The 24319-nt window shown below is 56.4% G+C and carries 22 protein-coding genes and 1 pseudogene; 19 read left to right on the top strand and 4 right to left on the bottom strand.

Annotation, left to right across the window (positions count from 1 at the left end; translation table 11 throughout):
- Positions 1–83 precede the first annotated feature (83 nt).
- Positions 84–2117, bottom strand: coding sequence for a methionine--tRNA ligase (gene metG / locus ACE1BR_RS14540; protein WP_374871433.1), 2034 nt, complete (start codon positions 2115–2117; stop codon positions 84–86).
- A 186-nt stretch (positions 2118–2303) separates the two neighbouring features.
- Here metG and apbC point away from each other — a divergent pair, with 186 nt between their 5' ends.
- The 4 genes from apbC to ACE1BR_RS14520 all read left to right on the top strand — a co-directional run bounded on the left by apbC (position 2304) and on the right by ACE1BR_RS14520 (position 6676).
- A complete protein-coding gene (apbC, locus tag ACE1BR_RS14535; protein WP_374871431.1) occupies positions 2304–3386 on the top strand; it encodes an iron-sulfur cluster carrier protein ApbC in 1083 nt (360 codons plus the stop codon).
- Between the two features lie 110 nt (positions 3387–3496).
- A complete protein-coding gene (gene udk / locus ACE1BR_RS14530; protein WP_374871429.1) occupies positions 3497–4141 on the top strand; it encodes a uridine kinase in 645 nt (214 codons plus the stop codon).
- 63 nt (positions 4142–4204) lie between these two features.
- A complete protein-coding gene (dcd, locus tag ACE1BR_RS14525; protein ID WP_025326971.1) occupies positions 4205–4786 on the top strand; it encodes a dCTP deaminase in 582 nt (193 codons plus the stop codon).
- A 417-nt stretch (positions 4787–5203) separates the two neighbouring features.
- Positions 5204–6676 carry an inorganic phosphate transporter gene (locus ACE1BR_RS14520; protein WP_374871426.1) on the top strand — a complete coding sequence of 491 codons (1473 nt, stop codon included), beginning with the start codon at positions 5204–5206 and terminating at the stop codon, positions 6674–6676.
- A 746-nt stretch (positions 6677–7422) separates the two neighbouring features.
- Here ACE1BR_RS14520 and ACE1BR_RS14515 read toward each other — a convergent pair.
- A pseudogene (locus ACE1BR_RS14515) lies at positions 7423–7790 on the bottom strand (IS3 family transposase); the annotation flags it as partial.
- A gap of 116 nt (positions 7791–7906) precedes the next feature.
- A complete protein-coding gene (gene rne, locus ACE1BR_RS14510) occupies positions 7907–11008 on the bottom strand; it encodes a ribonuclease E (protein WP_374871424.1) in 3102 nt (1033 codons plus the stop codon).
- A gap of 413 nt (positions 11009–11421) precedes the next feature.
- On the opposite strand from rne, the gene rluC reads away from it, so the two are divergent.
- Positions 11422–12366, top strand: coding sequence for a 23S rRNA pseudouridine(955/2504/2580) synthase RluC (gene rluC, locus ACE1BR_RS14505; RefSeq protein WP_374871422.1), 945 nt, complete (start codon positions 11422–11424; stop codon positions 12364–12366).
- Positions 12366–13028: an HAD family hydrolase gene (locus tag ACE1BR_RS14500; protein WP_374871420.1), complete on the top strand. Its 663-nt coding sequence runs from the start codon at positions 12366–12368 to the stop codon at positions 13026–13028. The genes rluC and ACE1BR_RS14500 overlap by 1 nt, the downstream gene beginning before the upstream one ends.
- A 98-nt stretch (positions 13029–13126) precedes the next feature.
- On the opposite strand, the gene ACE1BR_RS14495 is transcribed toward ACE1BR_RS14500, so the two are convergent.
- On the bottom strand, positions 13127–13708 hold the full coding sequence (locus ACE1BR_RS14495; protein WP_374871418.1) for a Maf family protein: 582 nt from the start codon (positions 13706–13708) through the stop codon (positions 13127–13129).
- 119 nt (positions 13709–13827) lie between these two features.
- Here ACE1BR_RS14495 and yceD point away from each other — a divergent pair, with 119 nt between their 5' ends.
- The 13 genes from yceD to ACE1BR_RS14430 all read left to right on the top strand — a co-directional run bounded on the left by yceD (position 13828) and on the right by ACE1BR_RS14430 (position 24235).
- Positions 13828–14349: a 23S rRNA accumulation protein YceD gene (gene yceD / locus ACE1BR_RS14490; RefSeq protein WP_374871416.1), complete on the top strand. Its 522-nt coding sequence runs from the start codon at positions 13828–13830 to the stop codon at positions 14347–14349.
- 19 nt (positions 14350–14368) lie between these two features.
- Positions 14369–14536, top strand: coding sequence for a 50S ribosomal protein L32 (gene rpmF / locus ACE1BR_RS14485; protein ID WP_005300935.1), 168 nt, complete (start codon positions 14369–14371; stop codon positions 14534–14536).
- A 9-nt stretch (positions 14537–14545) separates the two neighbouring features.
- A complete protein-coding gene (gene plsX / locus ACE1BR_RS14480) occupies positions 14546–15565 on the top strand; it encodes a phosphate acyltransferase PlsX (protein ID WP_041207723.1) in 1020 nt (339 codons plus the stop codon).
- 7 nt (positions 15566–15572) lie between these two features.
- Positions 15573–16532: a beta-ketoacyl-ACP synthase III gene (locus ACE1BR_RS14475; RefSeq protein WP_374871414.1), complete on the top strand. Its 960-nt coding sequence runs from the start codon at positions 15573–15575 to the stop codon at positions 16530–16532.
- A gap of 71 nt (positions 16533–16603) precedes the next feature.
- Entirely contained in the window at positions 16604–17539 is a 936-nt protein-coding gene (gene fabD, locus ACE1BR_RS14470) for an ACP S-malonyltransferase (RefSeq protein WP_374871412.1), read from the top strand.
- Positions 17540–17552: 13 nt separating this feature from the next.
- Entirely contained in the window at positions 17553–18287 is a 735-nt protein-coding gene (gene fabG, locus ACE1BR_RS14465; protein WP_374871410.1) for a 3-oxoacyl-ACP reductase FabG, read from the top strand.
- Positions 18288–18445: 158 nt separating this feature from the next.
- A complete protein-coding gene (gene acpP / locus ACE1BR_RS14460; protein ID WP_005300909.1) occupies positions 18446–18682 on the top strand; it encodes an acyl carrier protein in 237 nt (78 codons plus the stop codon).
- Positions 18683–18764: 82 nt separating this feature from the next.
- Positions 18765–20006, top strand: a complete 1242-nt coding sequence (gene fabF / locus ACE1BR_RS14455) for a beta-ketoacyl-ACP synthase II (RefSeq protein ID WP_374871408.1) — start codon at positions 18765–18767, stop codon at positions 20004–20006.
- Between the two features lie 67 nt (positions 20007–20073).
- Positions 20074–20880, top strand: a complete 807-nt coding sequence (gene pabC / locus ACE1BR_RS14450; RefSeq protein WP_374871406.1) for an aminodeoxychorismate lyase — start codon at positions 20074–20076, stop codon at positions 20878–20880.
- Entirely contained in the window at positions 20870–21871 is a 1002-nt protein-coding gene (mltG, locus tag ACE1BR_RS14445) for an endolytic transglycosylase MltG (protein WP_374871404.1), read from the top strand. The genes pabC and mltG overlap by 11 nt, the downstream gene beginning before the upstream one ends.
- Complete coding sequence (tmk, locus tag ACE1BR_RS14440) at positions 21871–22497, top strand: dTMP kinase (RefSeq protein WP_374871402.1); 627 nt, start codon at positions 21871–21873, stop codon at positions 22495–22497. Before mltG ends, tmk begins: the two co-directional genes overlap by 1 nt.
- The gene (gene holB, locus ACE1BR_RS14435; RefSeq protein ID WP_374871400.1) at positions 22482–23429 is read left to right on the top strand and encodes a DNA polymerase III subunit delta'; all 948 of its coding nucleotides are present in this window, start codon (positions 22482–22484) and stop codon (positions 23427–23429) included. The genes tmk and holB overlap by 16 nt, the downstream gene beginning before the upstream one ends.
- 26 nt (positions 23430–23455) lie before the next feature.
- The gene (locus tag ACE1BR_RS14430) at positions 23456–24235 is read left to right on the top strand and encodes a TatD family hydrolase (protein ID WP_374871398.1); all 780 of its coding nucleotides are present in this window, start codon (positions 23456–23458) and stop codon (positions 24233–24235) included.
- Positions 24236–24319 lie beyond the last annotated feature (84 nt).

Below are 24319 nucleotides of genomic sequence, written 5' to 3'. Positions count from 1 at the left end.
CCATGACAAACATGCGAGACAAAAAAAGAGAGGCCGTTTGGCCTCTCTTCTCCATCTTGTTGTGCTCGCAGTCAGCGATACGCTTACTTGACGCGCATGCCAGGCTGGGCGCCTTCCTGCGGCTCCAGGATCCAGAGATCCTTGCCGCCCGGGCCTGCGGCTAGCACCATGCCCTCGGACATGCCGAAACGCATCTTGCGCGGGGCCAGGTTGGCCACCATCACGGTCAGCTTGCCTTCCAAATCTTCCGGGTTGTAGGCGGACTTGATACCTGCAAACACCTGACGGGTCTCGCCGCCGATATCCAGTTGCAGCTTGAGCAGCTTATCGGCTTCCGGTACCGCTTCGGCCTTCTTGATCAGCGCGACGCGCAGGTCAATCTTGGCAAAGTCGTCATAGCTGATGGTTTCGCTGATGGGGTCGTCTGCCAGTGGGCCGGTCACTTTCGGTGCCTGCTCTTTGGCCAGATCTTCCTTGGAGGCTTCCACCATGGCTTCTACCTTGGCCGGTTCGATGCGGGAGAAGAGCGCCTTGAACGGGGTCAGTTGATGGTTGGTCAATGGCTGGGCCACGCCATCCCAGGAGAGGGTTTCACCCAGGAAGGCTTCGGCACGTTCGGCCAACAGCGGCATCACCGGCTTGAGGTAAGCCATCAGCACGCGGAACAGGTTGATACCGACGGAGCAGACTTCCTGCAACTGGGCGTCAGCCCCTTCCTGCTTGGCGATGACCCAGGGGGCTTTGTCATCCACATAGCGGTTGGCCTTGTCGGCCAGTGCCATGATCTCGCGGATAGCGCGGCTGAACTCGCGGTTCTCGTACGCCTCGGCGATAGTGGTGCGGGCGTTGGCGAATTCGGCGTAGAGCTCGGGCTCGGCGCAGGTGGCAGCCAGCTTGCCGTCGAAACGCTTGGCGATAAAGCCGGCGTTGCGGGAGGCAAGGTTGACCAGCTTGTTGACCACGTCGGCGTTGACGCGAGCGACGAAGTCATCGAGGTTCAGGTCCAGATCGTCGATGCGGCTGTTGAGCTTGGCGGCGTAGTAGTAACGCAGGCACTCCGGATCCAGGTGGTTCAGGTAAGTGGATGCCTTGATGAAGGTGCCCTTGGATTTGGACATCTTGGCACCGTTGACGGTCACATAGCCGTGTACGTTGACCTTGGTCGGCTTGCGGAAGTTGGCACCTTCCAGCATGGATGGCCAGAACAGGCAGTGGAAGTAGGCGATATCTTTACCGATGAAGTGGTACAGCTCGGCGCTGGAGTCTTTGTTCCAGTAGCTGTCAAAGTCGATGTCGCCGCGCTTGTTGCACAGGTTCTTGAAGGAGGCCATGTAGCCGATGGGAGCATCGAGCCAGACGTAGAAGAACTTGCCCGGTGCGCCCGGGATTTCGAAACCGAAGTAGGGGGCGTCACGGGTGATGTCCCACTGCTGCAGGCCGCTCTCGAACCACTCCTGCATCTTGTTGGCCATCTCTTCCTGAATGGCGCCGGAGCCGCGCACCCACTCAGAGAGCCATTTTTCAAATTGCGGCAGGTCGAAGAAGAAGTGTTCGGAGTCCTTCATCACCGGTGTGGCGCCGGAAACGGCGGATTTCGGATCAATCAGCTCGGTCGGGCTGTAGGTGGCGCCGCAACTGTCGCAGTTGTCGCCATACTGCTCCGGTGATTTGCACTTGGGGCAGGTGCCTTTGACAAAGCGGTCCGGCAGGAACATCGATTTTTCCGGATCGAACAGCTGGGAGATGGTGCGGCTCTTGATAAAGCCACCATTTTTCAAACGGCCGTAGATCAGCTCCGCCAGCTCGCGGTTCTCATCGCTGTGGGTGGAGTGATAGTTGTCAAAGCTGATATTGAAACCGGCGAAATCGGTCTGGTGCTCTTTGGAAACGGCCGCAATCATCTCTTCCGGGGTGATCCCAATCTGTTGCGCTTTGAGCATGATCGGGGTGCCGTGAGCATCATCGGCACAGATGAAGTGAACCTGATGACCGCGCATTCGCTGATAACGAACCCAGATATCGGCCTGGATGTGTTCCAGCATGTGGCCAAGATGGATGGAGCCATTGGCATAGGGGAGGGCGCAGGTTACCAGCATTTTACGAGGATCAGTTGCCATATTACGTTCTTGATGTGCTTGTTGGGATGATAGAGTGCCGTGCATGTTACCCGAATTGGGGGTAGCCTGCCTAGGGTTGTGGCTGTGCCAACCTTGGCAGGACTTGTCATCGCTATGGCAGGCAAGCCACTGATTTGTGTGCGGTAACCGTTCACCTCAAGATAAAGACAAGATAATGAGGAGTTAATGGTGATTGATTCAGTAAAACAGATCCTCGCCGAATTTAAGCCAGCTGGCTGGCACAAGGATCTGGTCGATGCCGGTTTTGTGCGTGATGTGATTTATAAAGAGCAGGGGCTCTCCATCCGGTTGGTATTGCCGTTTGCCGGTCTCTCGCTGCTCGATCAGCTCAAAGAGAGCTACGATTCCAGACTGCGCAGTGCCACCGGCGCTGCCCGTATCGACTGGGCACTGGAGATAGAAGTCGCCAGTATGCCGCGGGCACAGGGATTGGCGGCAGTGCAGGGTATTCGCAACATCATTGTGGTCGCCTCCGGTAAGGGCGGGGTGGGCAAATCCACCACCGCGGTTAACCTGGCGCTGGCGCTGCAAAAAGAGGGGGCGCGGGTCGCCATTCTCGATGCCGATATCTATGGTCCCTCCATCCCTACCATGATGGGCACCCTCAAGGAGCGCCCGGTCAGCCATGATGGCAAGCTGATGGAGCCGGTGATGGCTTGTGGTCTCAAGAGCAACAGCATCGGCTATCTGGTCTCCGAGCAGGATGCCACCATCTGGCGCGGCCCGATGGCGAGCAAGGCGCTGGCGCAGATCCTCGGTGAAACCCGTTGGGGCGAAGTGGATTATCTGGTGGTGGACATGCCGCCGGGCACTGGCGATATTCAGCTCACCATGGCGCAGCAGGTGCCGACGTCGGCGGCGGTGATCGTTACCACGCCGCAGGATGTAGCGCTGGCCGATGCCCGCAAGGGGATCGCCATGTTCAACAAGGTCAATGTCCCGGTGCTCGGTATTATCGAGAACATGAGTTACCACGTCTGTAGCGCCTGTGGTCATCATGAGCCGCTGTTTGGTACCGGTGGCGGCCAGAAGATGGCAGAGCAGTACCAAGTGGCGCTGCTTGGTCAGTTGCCGCTGCACATCGATATCCGCCAGCACATGGATGATGGCTGCCCGACGGTGTTTGGCGCCCCGGAAGGGAGCCTGGCTCAGGCCTATTTGAAGCTGGCGCGCAGGGTCGGGGCTGAACTTTTTTTCAGCGCAAAACCGATTGCGACCCCCCTCTATGCCATGTCGCTGGATGAATAATCGACTATCGGTCGCTTGAAAGGGAATTGAGGGTGGGCATGACCCACCCTTTTTTATATAATGGATCGGTTTAAACCATCCCCACTGCTCTTCTCTTTTAGGTATTTGTCATGTCTGATACTCAACATTCGTGTGTGATCATCGGTATTGCGGGCGCATCTGCGTCTGGCAAAAGTCTTATAGCCCAGACCATTTATGAAGAGCTGGTGGCCGAACTGGGCGCAGGTCAGATTGGTGTGATCACCGAAGATTGTTACTACCGTGATCAGACCCACATGACCATGGAAGAACGGGTCAAGACCAACTATGACCACCCCAACGCACTGGATCACGACCTGCTGGTGCAGCACTTGAGTCAGCTGGTCAAGGGGGATGCAGTTGACATTCCCCGCTACTCCTACACCGAACATACCCGGCTGAATGAAGTGACCCCGTTTGCACCGCGCCGGGTGATCATTCTGGAGGGGATCCTGTTGCTGACCGACAGCCGTCTGCGGGATCTGATGGATGCCTCCATCTTTATGGATACCCCGCTCGACATCTGTCTGCTGCGTCGTCTGGTGCGTGATGTGCAGGAGCGTGGCCGGACCATGGACTCCGTGCTCAAGCAGTATCAGAAAACGGTACGTCCGATGTTCCTGCAGTTTATCGAGCCATCCAAGCAGTATGCCGATGTGATCGTGCCCCGTGGTGGCAAGAATCGTATCGCGATCGACATGCTCAAGGCGCGTATTCGCCACATGTTGATTGGTTAAGTTGAAACAAGCCGGGTGATGCCCGGCTTTTTTAAAAGCACAATTTGTCAGGAGAGTCGCCCAATGCGTCTGTGTGATACCGATATTGAACGCCATCTGGATGAAGGCAAGATCGTCATTGAGCCACGGCCCGGTGTAGAGCGGATCAGTGGTGTCAGTGTCGATGTGCTGCTGGGTAACGAATTTCGGGTGTTTCGCGATCATACCGCCCCCTATATCGATCTGAGCGGTCCGAGCAGCGAGATGGCCGATGCCATCGATCGGGTAATGAGTGACGAGATCCACATCCCCGATGGCGAAGCCTTCTATCTTCACCCGGGTCAGCTGGCGCTGGCCGTTACCTATGAATCAGTCACATTGCCGGCTGATATCGTCGGTTGGCTCGACGGCCGCTCTTCATTGGCGCGTCTGGGGCTGATGGTGCACGTGACCGCGCACCGGATCGATCCGGGTTGGTCTGGTCGCATCGTGCTGGAGTTCTACAACGGCGGCAAACTGCCGTTGGCGCTGCGCCCCAAGATGAAGATCGGCGCGTTGAACTTCGAGATGCTCTCCGGCGCCGCCGCCCGCCCGTACAACAAACGGGAAAATGCCAAGTACAAGAGCCAGCAGGGTGCTGTTGCCAGCCGGATCAACCAGGATTGAGGCGAGCCGGATACTATCTGCTATCGTTTTGAAGAGGAGCACGTATGTGCTCCTTTTATTTATGGGTGTCTGGCGAGGGCAATGAACCGGGTGGGCCACTGACGGGATTGTATAAAGTTGCACCATCTGGTCGGATGAGAAGGGTTTGTCACTGGTTTCTTTACGCTTTTTTTGGGATTTTCAGAGGGAATAAAAGAGAGTAATGGCCATTTGTTGGCTGAATTATCAACAGATTTACGCTTTTACGGCAATCATTGTTTGCTTTAATTAATCTGCGGCAAGCCGCATGGTGACTGGCTCTAGGATATTTTTTTCCAAAAAGCTCTTTTTTTTTATGGCTGAAATATTTCAATGATGGCTATGGTGTTGGCCGCCATCTGGCATAATCCGCCGCAACTCATAAACAGGCTTTTTTTTATGTTTGAAATGTTTAGTGGTTTGGGTTTGTGGTGGTCAATCGGTTTGGTATTGGCCGTTTTTTTTGTGCTTGCCTATGAATTTATCAATGGCTTTCACGATACCGCCAACGCGGTAGCAACGGTTATCTATACCAAGGCGATGCCGGCTCACCTGGCGGTGGTCGCATCGGGGATCTTCAACTTTTTTGGCGTCATGTTCGGCGGCTTGGGTGTGGCCTATGCCATTGTCCATCTGCTGCCCATCGACCTGCTGCTTGGGATGGACTCCACCCAAGGGTTGATCATGGTCTTCTCGCTGCTCTTTTCCGCCATCGTGTGGAATCTGGGTACCTGGTTCTTCGGGATCCCGGCCTCCAGTTCACATACCTTGATCGGTTCCATTCTGGGGGTAGGCGGCGCCTATGCCTGGATCACCCATAAACCGGTGACAGAAGGGATCAACGTGGGTAAAGCGATCGACATCATGCTTTCCCTGATCATCTCTCCCACCATCGGTTTCATCATCGCGGCGCTGCTGCTGCTGGCGATGAAGCGCATCTGGACCAGCAACAAGATCCACAAAACACCCGAAGAGCGTCAACTGGTGGATGGCAAGAAGCACCCGCCGTTCTGGGCGCGTCTGACCCTGGTAGCCTCTGCCATGGGGGTGAGCTTTGTGCACGGTTCCAACGATGGTCAGAAGGGCATTGGTCTGGTAATGCTGGTGCTGATTTGTATGGCGCCAGCCTATTTCGCGTTGGATATGAGCAGTCGTTCCTATGATCTGGACCGGACTCAGGATGCCAACCAGCGCATCATGGAGATCTACCAGCGCAACCAGGCTGCACTCGGTGGCGTGATCAACTTCTCTGCACCGGTAAAGGCACAGGAAGAGTTGATGACCCACTGTTCTGCTGATGGCGTACTGCAGGCGATGGCAACCCTCGATTCTCGCTTGGGTGCAGTTCGTACTTATGAAGAGCTGAACCTGACTGATCGCCGTGAAGTACGTCGTTTATTGCTTTGCATCGATGATACTGCCCGCAAGGTTGCCAAGTTGCCGCTGCCAGCCAAGGAGCTGACAGATTTGGCCAAATGGCGCAAGGATCTGACCGCGACTGCTGAATATGCCCCTACCTGGGTGATCGTCTCCATCGCGATGGCTCTCGGTTGTGGCACCATGGTTGGTTGGCGTCGTATCGTTCACACAGTAGGTGAGAAAATTGGTTCCACTGGCATGACTTACAGTCAGGGTATTGCGGCCCAGATCACTGCTGCTACCTCCATCGGTATCGCCAGTCTGACCGGTATGCCTGTTTCCACCACCCACATCCTCTCCTCAGCGGTAGCAGGTACCATGGTGGCCAACAAATCGGGCCTGCAGAGCCAGACCATCAAGACTATCCTGATGGCCTGGGTGCTGACCCTGCCGCTGACCATGCTGCTCTCCGGCGGTCTGTTCATCGTCAGCCACCATCTGTTCGGTGGATAACATCGTTATTTTTTCTAAGGGCCTTCGGGCCCTTTTTTCATGCCTGAGATCTTTTTAAATCATCTGAGCCGGCTAGCTATCTATTTCCTTGGTGAGCATTAATCTCACTTCCTGTGCCGAAGGGAGGAGACATCGGAATGCTTGACCGTAGATCTTGCAGATTACGTTGTTGATGGTGTACAGAAAAAGGCTATGCGACTGTTCACCGGCTTGATTGATACAGTCAGGTTATGTGGTATTGCGGTGTGTTGGCTATTGAGCGACGTGAGAACGCTGATACAGCGTTAGTATGGAAAGTAAACCGCCCATTATGGGGGTAGCCAAAAACCAGTTTCTAGCAGTGTCAGTTGATAGTGCAAACTGGATTGATCCCACCCCAGTAGGTAATTCTGTCCTCTTTATTACAACGCATTTATATGCCAACAAACCAAATTTTGAAGACAAAATATTAATAAGATTTTACATCTCATGGCCATTAAACCGCGTTATGCAGAAAAATGAGAGAACAGTCGTGGGGGAGACTGGCTCTGGTGCCATATCTTCAGATATGACGTCTTGATGTCTTTTACTTGTCATCGTCCTGGCGCTGCAGCAGATAATGCAGCTTGCGGGTACCCACCCGTGGAACCTTGCGCACGAAGCGCACTACCTGCAGCCCCTGTGCGTGACGCAGGTCGGCAACCCGAATGCGCCTGTAGTAAACCGGTAAAGCCTGACGATGGTTAGCCTATGGACTTGCTGGGTCGCTTTTTTACGATGGAGACACCGTAGTCGTTTTTGAGTACATCGACCACGGCTTCAAAGAACTGGGCCTTATGGCTCATCAGTGCCAGCTGCTGCTCAAGATCCTTGATACCCGGTTCGGGCGTCTGGTTGTCGGGGTCAGGCATGGTGATACTCCTGCAGGCACGCACAGAAGCCTCTTGACTCCAAGGCTCCAATTTTGCCGACCATGTTTAAGCAACAACGATACTAGAACGGTGGAGCGGCCCTGAATACCATAACGCGTCTGAGCCTGTCTTTAGGTGAGCTCGCCTTTTTCAATCTGCTCGACCAGCGTCAGTTTAAAAGTCAGCGAGTAATCGCGCTGTGTCCGTTTCACTCCTTGTCCCATTGGGCTCTCCATTTATTGGAGGAAAGGTATAAACCATATTCAGGGCGGGACAAGAGTAATAAAAAAGCCACACCGGTTGGTGTGGCTTTTGTTAACGGTTTACCCGGGTCGCTTATTTATGGGCGACCGGCTGGGCAGGTTGCCACGTTGACGGCGGCAGTGCTGCCACCATGACGACCTGATGTGCTTACCTCGTTGCGTACCAGTGGCGGGTAGTTTACCGGCTCACGGGCAGGTAGAGCAGGGGCTTCGGCAGGGGTTGCCATCGGCGCGGATGCCTTGCGGGCACGAGCCAGCAAGCCAGCACCGTGAGCAACCTGTTTGGTGACAACCGGAGTCTCCTCCACCACAACGGTAGCGACAGCGGCCGGGGTTTCGACTACAGCAGCAACTGGCATCTCGACTGCAGCGGCGGCCGGTGCAGCTTCCAGCACTGGCGCGGTTACAACAGGGACTTCATCCACCGAAGCGGTTTCAACCACGTCGGCGGTGATCACCTCGGCAACCGGAGCCGCGACAACGGCGACTTCTGGCTCTGCTGCAACCACGACTTCAGCGACAGTTTCAACAACCGGGCTCGCGGCAACATCGGCTTGAATTGCTTCAACCTGGGCAGTGGCCTGCTCGGCAGCTTCTTCAGCGATGGCTTCGGCAACCACGTGCTCGGTCAATGCTGCAGAGGCCTGCAGGGCTGCGGCAATGGCTTCGGCGCTCGGAATGGTGACAACCGGAACGGCAGGCTCTTCCACTTTTACCTGAGCGGCGTCAGCTTGGGCTGCTGCGGTCAGGGTAGTTGTGCCTTGCTGTTCTTCATCACGCTGGCTGCGGGCATCTTCGTTGATGCGCTTGCGCCGCTGGCCTTCGATACGCTGGCTGCGCGGAGTGCGACGTGAACGGCGTTGCCCTTCACTCTGCTCTTCCTGCTCGTTACCAACGGTTGCATCGATCACATCAGTTTGCGCTGGTACTTCGTCAGCCGGCAGGGCAGGGGTGTCAGAAGCAGCGACATCGACGCGGATCTGCTTGCGCAGTTGGCGACGTTCGCGGCGTTCGGCCACTTTCTGCTCTTTCTCCTGACGCGGCTCGATGGCGATTGCATCAACGGCTTCTACCGCTTCAACAACGACCTCGGCGCGCGGCTCACGGGGAGCTCGCGGTTCACGGGCCGGACGTGGCGCACGTTCTTGACGAGGTTCGCGTTCCTGACGGGGTTCACGTTCCATGCGCTGTTCGTTGCGCACTTCACCACGGGTCTCGCTACGGGCTTCACGTTCCTGACGGGGCTCACGCTCTTTACGTGGGCGGCGATTGCGGTTTTCACCGGCTTCGCGGTTGCCGCCTTCACGCTTCTCGCCAGCTTCCGCATTGTTGCGGTTGTTGCGATTGTCGTCACGACGGGGACGCTGGCCACGGGCGCGGGTCTCATCACGCTGGTGACGATGACCTTCCTCTTTGCGAGCTTCACGCGCGGCCGGTTTCTCGGCGGGCGCTTTCACTTCGGCAGGGGTGGCATCGCTGCTGAACAAGCCGGTAATGCCTTTGATCAGCTTGCTGAAGAAACCGGCTTCGGCAGGGGCCGCAGCAACGGGCGCTACAGGCTGTTGCGGTGCAACAGGAGCTGGTTGTGCCGGTTGGGCAAAGCCTTGCAACAGTGGTTGCTCACGCTCGATCACCTGGGCCTGTTTCGGCTGGTAGGTCGGCTTGGCAATCTCGGTTTTCAGCTCGTAGCTGGCTGCTTCCGGGATCTCGTTCTGGCGAATGCGGGTCACTTCGTAGTGCGGAGTTTCCAGATGCTGGTTAGGAATGATGTAAACACGCACATCATTGCGCTGTTCCAGACTGGCGATGGCGGCACGCTTCTCGTTAAGCAGATAGGCGGCAACATCCACCGGCACTTGGCCGTGAACCTGCTCGGTGTTGTCCTTCATGGCCTCTTCTTCGATGAGACGCAGGATGGACAGGGCGAGTGATTCGTTGTCACGGATCACGCCTTGACCCTGGCAACGGGGGCAGATATGGCTGCTGGACTCGTTGAGGGAGGGGCGCAGACGCTGGCGAGACATCTCCAGCAGACCGAAACGGGAGATCCGGCCCAGCTGAATGCGGGCCCTGTCCTGATGCACCGCTTCACGCAGACGGTTTTCCACTTCGCGCTGATGGCGAACCGGCGTCATGTCGATGAAGTCGATAACGATCAGGCCGCCTAAGTCGCGCAGACGCAATTGACGGGCAATTTCGTCGGCCGCTTCCAGGTTGGTTTGCAGTGCGGTCTCTTCGATATCGCCGCCCTTGGTGGCACGGGAGGAGTTGATATCGATGGAGGTCAGGGCTTCAGTCGGATCGATAACGATGCTGCCGCCGGAGGGGAGACGCACTTCACGCTGGAAGGCGGACTCAATCTGGCTCTCAATCTGGAAGTGGTTGAACAGGGCAACTTCGCCCTTGTACAGCTTCACACGGTTGAGGAAATCGGGACGTACCAGCTCGATATGCGCCTTGGCGCGTTCGAAAATCACCGGATTGTCGATCAGGATCTCGCCCACATCGCGACGGAGATAGTCACGGATGGCACGCACGATCACGTTGCTTTCCTGGTGGATCAGCACCGGTGCGGCGCGCTCCAGGGAGGCCTTGTGGATGGAATCCCAGTGATTGAGCAGAACGTTCAGATCCCACTCCAGCTCTTCCGGAGACTTGCCCACACCTGCGGTACGCACGATCAGGCCCATGCCTTCCGGCACGGTCAATCCGCTCAGGGCTTCTTTCAGTTCGGTCCGCTCATCGCCCTCGATGCGGCGGGAGATGCCACCGGCACGGGGGTTGTTGGGCATCAGCACCAAGTAGCTACCAGCCAGGCTGATAAAGGTGGTGAGGGCTGCACCCTTGGTGCCACGCTCTTCCTTGTCGATCTGGACGATAACTTCCTGACCTTCGCGGACCACTTCTTTGATGTTGGGACGACCCTGATAGGAGTAACCGGAGGGGAAGTAATTGCGGGCGATCTCCTTCAACGGCAGGAAACCGTGGCGCTCGGCGCCGTAGTCGACAAAAGCAGCTTCAAGGCTGGGTTCTACACGGGTGATCTTACCCTTGTAAATGTTCGCTTTTTTCTGCTCGTGTCCCGGACTTTCAATATCCAAATCGTAGAGCTGTTGTCCGTCAACCAGCGCTACGCGCAACTCCTCTTCTTGAGTCGCGTTGATAAGCATTCTTTTCATTGAGTTCTCATTATTGTGTCATTTTGATTTCCTCCATCTGGGTCCTGCCAGCGCCGGCCTCGGGTCTTCAGCATACTGGGGCAACCTCCCGGTTGGGGTATGCATGAGGCGCAAACTAAGGGCGCTCTGGTCATCACTTCTCGAGAAGGGATGAATAAGGATGCCGAAATGGAGACAAATAAACGGTAATGTTTGTGTTCTCCATGCGTTGTACCTCGCACCCGGGAACCGTCATGTTCTTGTAGACACGGTGTTTCGGGATTGGGTGGCATACTTTTTGGCCACTTAGTACAAGGCTTGAACACAATGACAAAACCTTGTTTATTATCCCATTTAAACCTCTTTCATAGCAAGGCGCCATTTTTCAACAAACCATGCAGCCAAGGGGCGCTGGCAGTGTTAAAATCCGCGCCATGACACAGATACAACAACAAGTGCAGCTGCTCACCATCGAAGCTGAGCATGAAGGGCAGCGCATCGACAATTTTCTCAAGACTCAGCTAAAGGGCGTCCCCAAGAGCCTGATCTATCGCATCCTTCGCAAAGGCGAAGTGCGGGTAAACAAAAAGCGCATCAAACCGGAGTACAAACTCTGCGCAGGTGACGAGGTGCGGGTTCCCCCCGTGCGCGTTGCCGAGAAAAATGAGCTGCCTTCGGCAAACTTGACAGTTATCCAGCGTCTGGAGAGCCAGATCCTGTTCGAAGACGATGCCATGATCGTGCTGAATAAGCCCTCCGGCATGGCTGTTCACGGTGGCAGCGGCCTGAGCTTTGGCGTTATCGAAGGGCTGCGTGCCCTGCGTCCGGAAGCCCGTTTCCTCGAACTGGTGCACCGCCTCGACCGCGATACCTCCGGCGTGCTGCTGGTCGCCAAGAAGCGCAGCGCCCTGCGTAGCCTGCATGAGCAGTTGCGCGTCAAGACCATGCGCAAACAGTATCTGGCGCTGGTACGCGGCAAGTGGCAGGCCCATGTAAAAGTGGTCAACGCACCGCTGCGCAAGAACGATCTGCAATCCGGTGAACGGGTGGTGCGGGTCAGCGCCGATGGCAAGCCATCTGAAACCCGGTTCCGCATCGTGCGTCAATTTGCTGAGGCGACCCTGGTTGAGTGCAGCCCCATCACCGGACGTACCCACCAGATCCGTGTGCATACCCTGCATGCCGGTCACCCGATCGCCTGTGACGATAAGTATGGTGAAGCGGCGTTTGACGAGAAAATGCGCAGCCAAGGGCTGAAACGGCTCTTTTTGCATGCCTGGAAGCTCAGCTTTACCCATCCGGCCGATGGTCGCGAGATGCAGGTAGAAGCACCGCTGGCACCTGAGCTCGACAACTTCCTCAACGGTTTGCCACGCTGATGCAGGATATCCGGCTCGCCATTTTCGATTGGGATGGAACCCTGATGGATTCGGTGGGCCGGATTGTGGCCTGTGTGCAGGGGGCAGCCAGAGATTGTGAGCTGGCGGTACCTACACCAGCCCAGATTCGGCAGATCATCGGATTGAGCCTCGATGTTGCCATGTCCCGTCTGTTCCCCTTATGTAGCGACAGTGGCACTACCATCGATGAGCGTGAGATTGCCGCACTCATCGATCGTTATCGTCATCACTATCTGCACGATGCGACCCCCAGCCCGCTGTTTGCCGGGGCAGGGGAGCTGCTGCATGACTGGCATTCACGGGGACTGCAACTGGCAGTCGCCACCGGCAAATCACGCCGTGGGCTGGATCGGGTATTGGATGAGACCGGGCTGCGCCCGTTGTTTGTTACCAGTCGTGGCGCAGATGAGGCTCGTTCCAAGCCTGATCCGCTGATGCTTGAACAGATCCTGGACGAGCTGGGGCTTTCACCCCGGCAGGCCGTGATGATCGGCGACTCTGTGCACGATATGGCGATGGCTGAGGCGATCGCCATGCCGCGAATTGGTGTCACATGGGGGGTGGATAGCTGCGATGCCCTCAGTCGTTACGAGCCTGTGGCAGTTGTTGACTCTATGACGGCTCTTCGCGCGCTGTTGTAGACGCCTCTCTTTGAGAGACATCAGTCTGATTGATATAAAAAGCCCGGCCAATTGACCGGGCTTTTTATATATCGTCTAGCTCATCTATTTGCCCACAATCAGGGCAGGGCGATGCCGTGGCGCTCCAGCAGTTCGATCAGACCGATCAGCGGCAGACCGATCAATGCGTTGGGGTCGCGCCCTTCCAACCCCTTGAACAGCACGATACCCATCCCTTCGCATTTGAAGCTGCCCGCGCAATCGAGGGGCTGTTCAGCCTCTACATAGCGGCGAATGGCGGATTCGTCGAGATCGCGAAAGTGAACCGTAAACGGTTCAATCAATTGATGAATCTCATTGGTTGCAGCGTTAAGTACGCACAGGCCGGTGTAAAAGGTGACGCTGCGCCCCTGGGCCGCCATCAGCTGTGCTATGGCATTGTCGATGGTGCCCGGTTTGCCGAGGATGCGGCCATTGCAGACACACACCTGATCAGATCCGATGATCAGCCCGTGATCACGACTATTTGCAATGGCCTGGGCCTTTGCCCGGGCAAGTCTGGCCACCAGCTCCTGAGCGGATTCATCTGCCAGTGGTCGTTCGTCTACGTCAGGAGCCGCACATTCAAAGGGGAGGCCGAGCTTCTCCAGCAGGGCTTTGCGATAGCGAGAAGTTGAGGCGAGGATCAGATTCTGTGGCATAATCGAGTTACCGATGAAAGCAGGTACCGGCATTCTAGGGACTTGTGACGTTAAAATCATCGGCGGTAAGGACTTTTTCCTTTGACTATCAGTTGTTGGACCTATATTATTCGCGCCCTATGCAAAAGGTGAAGTTGCCCGTTAAGGTTGATCCAGTCCGTAGTGCCTTGAAGCTGCTCGATTACATCGGGATAGTGGAAAAGTCGCAGATGCCCAGGCTGGAGGAATCAACCGCTGGCTTGCAGAGTGATATCGATGTATCACTGCACTTTGGCAAAGATGTCCAGAAGTTGACCGTTATGAAAGGCACTGCCCATGCCAAGGTTGACCTGGTTTGCCAACGTTGCGGAGAGACATTCGAACACCTCTGTGAAGCTGAATTTATCTACACTCCGCTGTTCGAAAGAACAAACGAGGAAGAACTGCCGGAAGCTTATGAGCCCATTGAGTTGGACGAAAACGGCGAGATAGATCTTCATCAAATCCTGGAGGATGAACTCATCCTCTCGTTGCCTCAAGTCGCAATGCATCCTTTGGATGCCTGCCCGAGAGGAAACATGGAGATGACCTGGGGTGAAATCGAACCTGCTGATGAGCGGCCGAATCCCTTTGCAGTTCTTGAAGAGCTTAAACGTAAGTGAATTTAGGAGTTAGCCTACAATGGCCGTACAACAGAACCGTAAAACCCGTGCCAAGCGTGGCATGCGTCGTTCCCACGATGCGTTGACCACCGCTGCCCTGACTGTTGATCAGACCAGTGGCGAAATTCATCGTCGTCACCACGTGACTGCCGATGGTTTCTACCGCGGTAAAAAGGTAATCGCTTAAGGATTGCCTTTGTCTACGCAAACTGTCGCGCTAGACATCATGGGGGGAGATATTGGCCCCTCGGAAACAGTGCCTGCCGCCGTGCAGGCACTGTCTCTTTTACCCCAGCTAAAACTGATCCTGGTCGGCGACCAGCACCAGACCTCTTCTTTGCTGCAGCAACATGGCTTGCTGAATCATCCCCGTGTTCGTTTTGTACATGCATCCCAAGTGGTTGGCATGGGCGATAAACCGATCGTGGCGTTGCGAACTCTGAAAGACTCCTCCATGCGGGTGGTACTCAATCTGGTGAAAGCCGGTGAGGCCGATGCCTGCGTCAGTGCTGGCAATACCGGTGCCCTGATGGCGATGGCAAAGTGCGTGCTCAAATCCCTGCCAGGGGTAGACAGACCCGCCCTCATCAAGGCATTGCCGACATTGAGCGGCAAGCGCACCGTGATGCTGGATCTCGGCGCCAACGTCAGTTGCGATGCCGATACCTTGCTGCAGTTTGCCGTGATGGGCTCTGTCGTGGCCGAAAAGGTCGAAGGCATTGCGTCGCCACGGGTTGCCTTGCTTAACATTGGCGAGGAGGAGATCAAGGGCAATGATTTGGTGCGTCACAGTGCCGAATTGTTACGCCAGTGCAACGCACTCAACTATGTCGGTTTCATTGAAGGGGATCGCATCTTCAGTGGCGAGTGCGATGTGATCGTCTGCGATGGTTTTGTTGGCAATGTCGCCCTCAAGACGGCGGAGGGGGTAGTGCGGATGATGGCCCAACTGGCCGGATATCCCCGCAAAAAGCGCACTTTTCTTGGCCGGATCGCCGGATTTATGTTCAAACGGCGTTTTTCTTACCTGAACCCCGACCAGTATAACGGGGCAAGTCTGTTAGGATTGCGCGGCATTGTGGTAAAAAGTCATGGGCGGGCCGAACGGCGCGCCCTGTGTAATGCGATCCTGCTGGCCGCACAAGAGGCCAAACATCAACTTCCACTGCAAATAGCAGATCGCCTTGAAGCTGTCTTCTCTGACAGGGATCTATAAGAACTCTATGCATAGCAAAATTCTGGGTACTGGCAGCTACCTGCCGAGTTCAGTGCGTACCAACGCCGATCTCGAGCAGATGGTTGAGACCAGTGATGAGTGGATCGTGGAACGCACCGGGATCCGTGAGCGCCGTATTGCCGGTGCTGATGAGACCGTTGCCACCCTCTCTTACCAGGCCGCCCTGCGGGCCCTGGAGGCGGCGGGTCTGACCGCTGCCGATCTCGATATGATAGTGCTGGCTACCACCAGTGCTGAAAATGCTTTCCCCGCTGCGGCCTGCGAGCTGCAGGGGCTACTTGGTGTACCGGGTATTCCTGCCTTTGACGTGGCTGCCGCCTGCGCCGGTTTTACCTATGCGCTCTCCATTGCCGATCAGTTCGTCAAGTCCGGCGCCGCCCGTCACGTGCTGGTCGTCGGGGCCGATGTGCTGTCGCGTATGTGCGATCCGGAAGATCGCGGCACCATCATTATTTTTGGCGATGGAGCCGGTGCGGTGGTGATTGGCGCCAGCGAAACGCCGGGCATCCTCTCCACCCATCTTCATGCCGATGGCCGCTATGGTGAGCTGCTCAAGCTGCCGCAGCCCCGTCGCGGCATGCCGGGTGCCGAGCTCGAAGCCTATATGTATATGAAGGGCAACGATGTGTTCAAGGTGGCGGTCACCCGTCTGAGCGAGATCGTGACCGAGACGTTGGCCGCAGCTGGCATTGAGCCGAGCGAGCTGGACTGGCTGGTGCCCCATCAAGCCAACTTCCGCATCATCAGCGCCACTGCCAAGAAGCTCGGCATGAGCCTCGATAAGGTGGTGTTGACCCTCGACAAGCACGGTAATACCTCTGCTGCTTCCGTCCCCATCGCCTTCGATGAAGGGGTTCGGGATGGCCGGATCAAACCGGGTCAGCTGGTACTGCTGGAAGCCTTTGGCGGCGGTTTTGCCTGGGGTTCCGCGCTGGTTCGCCTCTGATCTTCGGCGGGATGGTGTATCCATCATCTCGTCACCGATTTCATTTTTGTCTTATCTAAAAGGAATCAATGATGACTCAATTTGCCATTGCCTTCCCGGGACAAGGTTCCCAGTCCGTTGGCATGCTGGCCGAACTGGCCGAACAACATGCCGTGATCAAGGAGACCTTCGCCGAGGCGAGCCAGGTGCTGGGTTATGACCTGCTTGCCCTGGTGATGGATGGTCCGGTTGAAGATCTGAATAAAACCTGGCGCACCCAACCTGCGTTGCTGACCGCCTCTGTCGCCCTGTGGCGCTTGTGGCAGCAGCAGGGTGGGGCAACGCCTGCCGTGATGGCCGGTCACAGCCTGGGTGAGTACTCCGCCCTGGTGTGCAGCGGTGCACTGGCCTTTGCCGATGCGGTCAAACTGGTCGAGCTGCGTGGTCTGGCCATGCAGGAAGCCGTGCCGGAAGGCACTGGTGCCATGGCCGCCATCATCGGGCTGGACAATGACGCTATCGCCGCCAACTGCGAGAAAGCGGCACAAGGACAAGTGGTCTCTCCGGTCAACTTCAACTCTCCGGGCCAGGTGGTCATCGCCGGCCATAAAGAGGCCGTCGAGCGTGCCAACGTGCTGATGAAAGAGTCCGGCGCCAAGCGTGCACTGCCGCTGCCGGTCTCCGTGCCTTCTCACTGCGCCCTGATGAAACCTGCCGCAGAAAAATTAGCAGCTGCGCTGGACGGGATCGAGATCAAGGTTCCAACCATCGCAGTCATCAATAATGTCGACGTATCCTGTGAACAGGATCCGGCCGCCATCAAGCAAGCGCTGGTGCGTCAGCTATTCAGCCCGGTTCGTTGGACCGAGACTGTCGAGCGGATGGCCAATGAGGGCGTTACTCTCGAAATCGAGATGGGACCGGGCAAGGTATTGACCGGGCTCGCCAAGCGCATCGACAAGCGCGTGGAAGGTATTCACGCCAACGATGTTGCCTCTTTCGAGCAGGCGCTGGCCCAGATCAAGTAAACAGGAGCAAGTGATGAGCTTTACCGATAAGGTTGTGTTGGTGACCGGTGCCAGTCGTGGCATTGGCCGTGCGATTGCCGAAACTTTTGCGGCCCGTGGCGCCAAAGTTGTCGGGACGGCCACCAGCGAGAGCGGTGCCGAGGCGATCAGCGCTTATTTGGGCGACAATGGTTGCGGTATGGCGCTGAACGTGACCAGCCCAGAATCCATCGAAGCCGTCTTTGCCGCTATCAAGGCGCGCTTTGGCGACATCGACATCCTGATCAACAACGCGGGCATCACCCGTGACAACCTGTTGATGCGGATGAAAGACGACGAGTGGAACGAGATCATCGATACCAATCTGACCTCCCTCTACCGTCTGAGTAAACCGGTGTTGCGCGCCATGATGAAAAAACGTCATGGTCGCATCATCAGCATTGGCTCCGTGGTGGGAACCATGGGTAATGCGGGTCAGGTCAACTATGCTGCCGCCAAGGCGGGTCTGGTTGGCTTTACCAAATCGTTGGCGCGGGAAGTGGCGTCCCGTGGTATTACTGTGAACGCGGTTGCGCCCGGTTTCATTGAAACCGACATGACCCGAGCCCTGAATGACGAGCAACGTGCTGGCATCATGAACCAGGTGCCTGCTGCCCGTTTGGGTGATCCAAAAGAAATTGCCGCCGCTGTGGTATTCTTGGCTTCTGATGAAGCAGCCTATATCACCGGCGAAACCCTGCATGTTAATGGCGGGATGTACATGGTGTAATCAATTTGTCGTGAGATCTGTTCAAATTTGCGATAGTACGCCGAAGTTTGGCACATTTCGTGGTTTGACCAGCGGCAAGCTACTTGCAAACTCACGTCAATTGAATAAACTACCCCAACCAGACGCAAATAGCGTATTTTTAAAGGAAAATTCAGGTCATGAGCAACATCGAAGAACGCGTAAAGAAAATCATCATCGAACAACTGGGTGTTAAAGAAGAAGACGTGAAAAACGCTGCCTCCTTCGTCGACGACCTGGGCGCTGACTCTTTGGATACCGTTGAACTGGTAATGGCGCTGGAAGAAGAATTCGATACCGAAATTCCTGATGAAGAAGCCGAGAAGATCACCACTGTTCAAGCGGCTATCGACTACATCACCGCTAATCAGGAATAAGTTCCTGTTCTGAAAGAAGCGGCCCAAGGGCCGCTTCTTTTATATTTGTTTCCTTTCAAATTACCTCTCGGAGACTACCTCAGTGTCAAAACGCAGAGTCGTGGTGACCGGCTTGGGGATGCTTTCCCCGGTAGGCAACACTGCCGAATCCAGCTGGCAAGCCCTGCTCAACGGGCAGAGCGGCATTTCCCTTATCGATCACTTTGATGCCAGCGAGTTTGCAACCCGCTTCGCAGGTCTGGTCAAGGATTTCGATCCCGAGCAGTTCGGTATCAACCGTAAAGAAGCTCGCAAGATGGATCTCTTCATTCAATACGGTATTGCTGCCGGTATTCAGGCACTGGATGATTCCGGCCTCGTCATCAGCGATGACAATGCCGAGCGCGTTGGCGTGGCGATTGGTTCCGGGATCGGTGGTCTGGGTCTGATTGAACAGAACCATAGCAGTCTCGTTAACGGCGGCCCGCGCAAGATCAGCCCCTTCTTTGTACCGTCCACCATCATCAATATGGTGTCCGGTCATCTCTCCATCATGAGAGGTCTGCAAGGGCCGAACATCGCAGTGACCACCGCCTGTACCACTGGTACCCATGCCATCGGCATGGCTGGCCGGATGATCGCCTACGGTGATGCGGACGTGATGGTGGCTGGCGGTACCGAAAAAGCCTCTACCCCGATGGGGATGGGTGGTTTTGCCGCGGCTAAGGCGCTCTCCAACCGCAACGACGAGCCGCAAAAGGCGAGCCGTCCGTGGGACAAGGAGCGCGACGGTTTCGTGCTGGGTGACGGCGCCGGTGTACTGGTGCTGGAAGAGTACGAACACGCCAAGGCCCGTGGCGCCAAGATTTATGCCGAACTGGTCGGTTTTGGCATGAGTGGTGACGCTTACCACATGACGGCACCTCCCGCTGATGGCAATGGTGGCGCTCGCGCCATGAAGAATGCCATCAAGGATGCCGGTATTGCCCCCGAGCAGGTGGGTTACATCAATGCACACGGCACCTCGACCCCGCTGGGTGATGTTGCCGAGTTGCGTGGCATGAAAACGGTGTTTGGCGAGCACTCCAAGTCACTGATGATCAGCTCCACCAAGTCGATGACCGGTCACCTGCTGGGTGCCGCCGGTGCCATTGAGGCGATCATCACTGTGCTTGCCCTGCGCGACCAGATTGCGCCACCCACCATCAACCTGGACAACCCGGATGATGAGTGCGACCTGGATCTGGTGCCCCACGTGGCCAAGCCTGGTAACTTCGAGTACGCCCTCTCCAACTCGTTTGGTTTCGGCGGTACCAATGGTTCCCTGATCTTCAAACGCGTATAATTGCCTGCGGGCAATGACAGAGGCCCGATACTGCCGGTATCGGGCCTTTTTTATCGGAGGGATCCCTTTGCTTATCAATGGATTGAAGCTCGATACCATCTCGGCTCGCGACCGTGGTCTGGCCTATGGCGATGGCCATTTCACTACCATGGCGGTGAGAGAAGGAAAGGTCTTGCAGTGGCCAGCTCATCTGGCGCGACTGCAGCAGACCAATAGCCGACTTGGGATGGTTGAACCGGACTGGGAATTGTTGACTCGGGAACTCCAGACCTTGGTTGCAGGTGAAGCGCTGTGCGTTGCCAAGATCATGTTGACCCGGGGGGAGGGTGGCCGGGGTTATGATGGCAGCGATTGCCAGCAGACGACCCGCATTCTTTCGCTGGCGCCTTTCCCTGCCCTGTATGCCCAGTGGCGACAAGAGGGGATCAACCTGCTGGTTTGTCGCCAGCGGATCGGCGATGCCCCCATGCTGGCCGGGCTCAAGACTCTCAACCGGTTGGAGCAGGTACTGCTCAAGAGCGAACTTGTCAGCCGTGGTGCAGTCGAAGGAGTAGTGCTTAACAGTCGTGGTTTTCTGATCGAAGGGGTCAGTGCCAATCTGTTTTGGCGTCGGGGCAAGACGGTGTTTACGCCCGATCTGGCCCGAGGTGGTGTCGATGGCATCATGCGCCGCAAGGTTATGGCGATGCTGAAACAGATGAGTATTGAGTTGCGTGTGGTAGAGGCTCCACTGGAGTCACTATGGCAGGCGGAAGAGGTGTGGCTTACCAATACCCTGATGGGGGTGGTGCCGGTCAACGGTATCGAGGATATCCAGTATCCCGCCCCGGTATTGAGTCGCCGTTTACAGGAGCGTTTGGTCATTGAAGTTTAATCGGCTTTACACCCTGCTCGCGGGGGCGGCACTGACTGTGGCCGTCGCCGGGGGCTATGTGCATTACAAATGGCAACAGGTGGAAACGCTCACCAATAAGGGGCCGACTCGCCTCTTTACGGTGGAGAAGGGAGCTCATGCTGCTCGCCTGATCGCCGAGTTGGGGGATGGCGAACCCAGTCCCTGGGCGGTGCGCCTCTGGCTGCGTGGTCATCCCGAGCTGGTTGCCATCAAGTCGGGTACTTATGAAATCAAGGAGGGGGCCCTGCTCAAGGAGACCCTCTCGCTCTTTGCCTCTGGCAAGGAGTTTCATTTCAGCCTCACCTTTGTCGAGGGTTCCCGCTTTGAAGATTGGCTGAAGCAGTTGTCCAGCGCACCTTATCTGGAGCGGCTCACTGTCGAGCTGCCCGAAGCGGAGCTGGCCCAAGAGCTTGGTATTGAAAACGGCAAGCTGGAGGGGTGGTTTTTGCCGGAAACCTACGCCTATACCACTCATGCCAGTGATATATCGATCTTGCGCCGCGCTCATCAGGACATGGAGACCTTCCTGCAGCAGAGCTGGGACAAGCGTCAGGCCAATCTGCCTTACAAAACCCCCTATGAAGCGCTGATCATGGCCTCGATCATCGAAAAAGAGACCGGTCTGCCTGAAGAGCGGGCGCAGATTGCCTCGGTGTTCGTCAATCGACTGCGCCTCGGCATGAAGTTGCAGACTGATCCCACCGTGATCTACGGGGTGAAGGATCGCTATGACGGCAACATTCGCCGTAGTGATCTGACTGACAAGAATCCCTACAACACCTATGTGATCGATGGCTTGCCGCCCACCCCGATTGCCATGCCGGGCAAGGCATCCATCGAAGCCGCACTCAACCCCAAGTCGACCGACTATCTCTATTTTGTCGCCAAGGGCGGTGGTGCTCACTATTTTTCCAAGACCCTCGATGAACACAATCGGGCGGTACGCGAATACATATTGAAGAAATCCTGATGTCTAAATTTATTGTTATTGAAGGTTTGGAAGGGGCAGGGAAGAGCTCTGCCGTTCGTTACGTCACCGACTATCTGCGGCACCACGGCATCGATCGGATCGAGTGCACCCGCGAGCCGGGTGGCACGCCGCTGGCCGAACGGATGCGGGCCATCGTCAAAGAGGTGCATGACGAGCGCCTTACCATCGAAGCAGAACTGCTGCTGATGTACGCTTCCCGGGTTCAACTGGTTGAGACTCGCATCAAACCCGCCCTGGCCGAAGAGGTCTGGGTAGTGGGTGATCGCCACGATCTTTCGTCTCAGGCTTATCAAGGGGGTGGCCGCGGTATCGATGCTGCTCTTATCGGTGCCATCAAGCAGGCGGTACTCGGCAACTTCAAACCGGATCTCACCCTCTATCTTGATATCGACCCTGCACTCGGTCTGCAGCGCGCCCGTCATCGCGGTGAGCTGGATCGGATCGAACTGGAGCAGCTTAGCTTTTTCGAACGAACCCGCAGCCGTTATCTCGAACTCGCCGCCGGGGATGATTCCATCGTGGTGATCGATGCGGCGCAAACACCGGATCAGGTAAAAGCGGCGATTGAAGCTGCGCTGGATGCACGCCTATGTATCCCTGGCTGATCCCCGATTGGCAGGCACTGAACCAAACGGCAGCAGCCGGCAGGCTGGGTCATGCCTGGTTGTTGCTCGGCGATCCCGGTCTTGGCAAGGAGCAGTTGGCCGAACGGCTGGCGCGCTTGCATCTTTGTCAGCAACCTCAACGCGGCGAACCGTGCGGCCAGTGCCACTCTTGCCAGCTATTTGACAAAGGCAACCACCCGGATCTCGGCACTATCACGCGCGATAGCAAGACCATCGGGGTCGAAGCAATCCGCGAGATCTGCACCCGGCTGCAGGGCTCTGCCCAGCTCGGCCGTGGCAAGGTGGTGATCATTCCGGATGCGGAGCGGATGACCGAATCGGCAGCCAACGCCCTGCTGAAAACCCTGGAAGAGCCAGCCGGCGACAGCCTGCTGATCCTCATCGCCTCCCAGGTTTCCCGTCTGCTACCGACCATTCTCAGCCGTTGTCACAAACATGTGTGCCAACTACCGAGCGAGGGAGAGACGGTACGCTGGCTGGCAGAGCAGGGACATCAGGCGACCTTGGCTCAGGTGCGGATCTGTCAGGGGGCGCCGCTGCGGGTGCTTGACTACATTGAGCAGCAGCAAGATGGTGCCCGTCGTGAACTGCTGGAAGATTTGGTCGCACTTGCCAAATCTCCGATCAAAGCGACTGCGTTGTGCAGCCAGCTTGGTCAGGAGACACTGGTTCGTCTGCACTGGGTACAGCTCTTTTTATGCGATGCGCTGAAAACCCAGGCGGGATGCGGTCATCATCAACTGGCGATGCCGGATCTGGCGATCCTGAGTCAGCAGTTTGCCGGGCTGCACTCCAGTGAAAAGCTGCTGGATGCCGAGCAGCAGTTGGTCGGCCTCAAGGCTGCTTGCCAGCCGGGACAGCTCTCCAACCCCACCATTCATCTGATGAACTGGCTTAGTCGCTGGTTATAGATCTTCATTCGCAACAAAGGTTTTGTATGTTACTCGTTGACTCCCATTGTCACCTCGATCGCCTCAGTTATGGCAGCAAGCAGATCAGCATGGCTGATGTACTGGCCAAGGCGGCAGCGCAGGAGGTGGGATACTTTCTCTGTGTCAGCGTGACGCAAGAACAATTTCCGACCATGATGTCGGCCATCGCCCCATATCCTCAGGTGTTTGCCTCCTGCGGGGTGCATCCGCTCAATCAGGAACCTGGAGTTAATGCCGCTTTGCTGCTGGCGCAGGCCGCTGATGAAAGAGTGATCGCCATAGGCGAGACCGGTCTCGACTACTTCTACTCCCCCGAGAACAAAGAGGTTCAGCAGGCCTCTTTCCGCGAACATATCCGGGTTGCCCGTGCGCTGAACAAGCCGCTGATCATCCATACTCGTGATGCCCAGCAAGATACTTTGCAGATCATGCGCGAAGAGGGGGCGGATCAGGTTGGCGGTGTGCTGCACTGTTTCACCGAATCTCTCGAGATGGCAGAAGCGGCGATGGCGATGGGGTTCTATATCTCTATTTCGGGGATCGCCACATTCAAGAATGCATCGGCATTGCAGGCTGTAGTCAAGGCGTTGCCTCTTGATCGACTGTTGGTCGAAACGGATGCGCCTTATCTTGCCCCCGTACCTCACCGGGGAAGGGAGAATGAACCTGCGTTTGTACGGGACGTTGCCCAGTTTATTGCCGATCTGCGTCACATGCCGCTCAGTGAATTGGCAGAAGCGACCAGCCGGAATTTCTTTGAACTCTTTAAGCTGGCGAAAAAATAACCACAAAGCCCCGTTGTTCGGGGCTTTTCATTTTTAAATACCAAGCTGATTACCCACCTCAATATTACCAGCACAGTGTGTTAT

It is taken from the genome of Aeromonas sp. MdU4, assembly GCF_041929505.1.
GTDB lineage: Bacteria > Pseudomonadota > Gammaproteobacteria > Enterobacterales > Aeromonadaceae > Aeromonas.
This window is presented reverse-complemented; position numbering and strand designations above follow the sequence as displayed.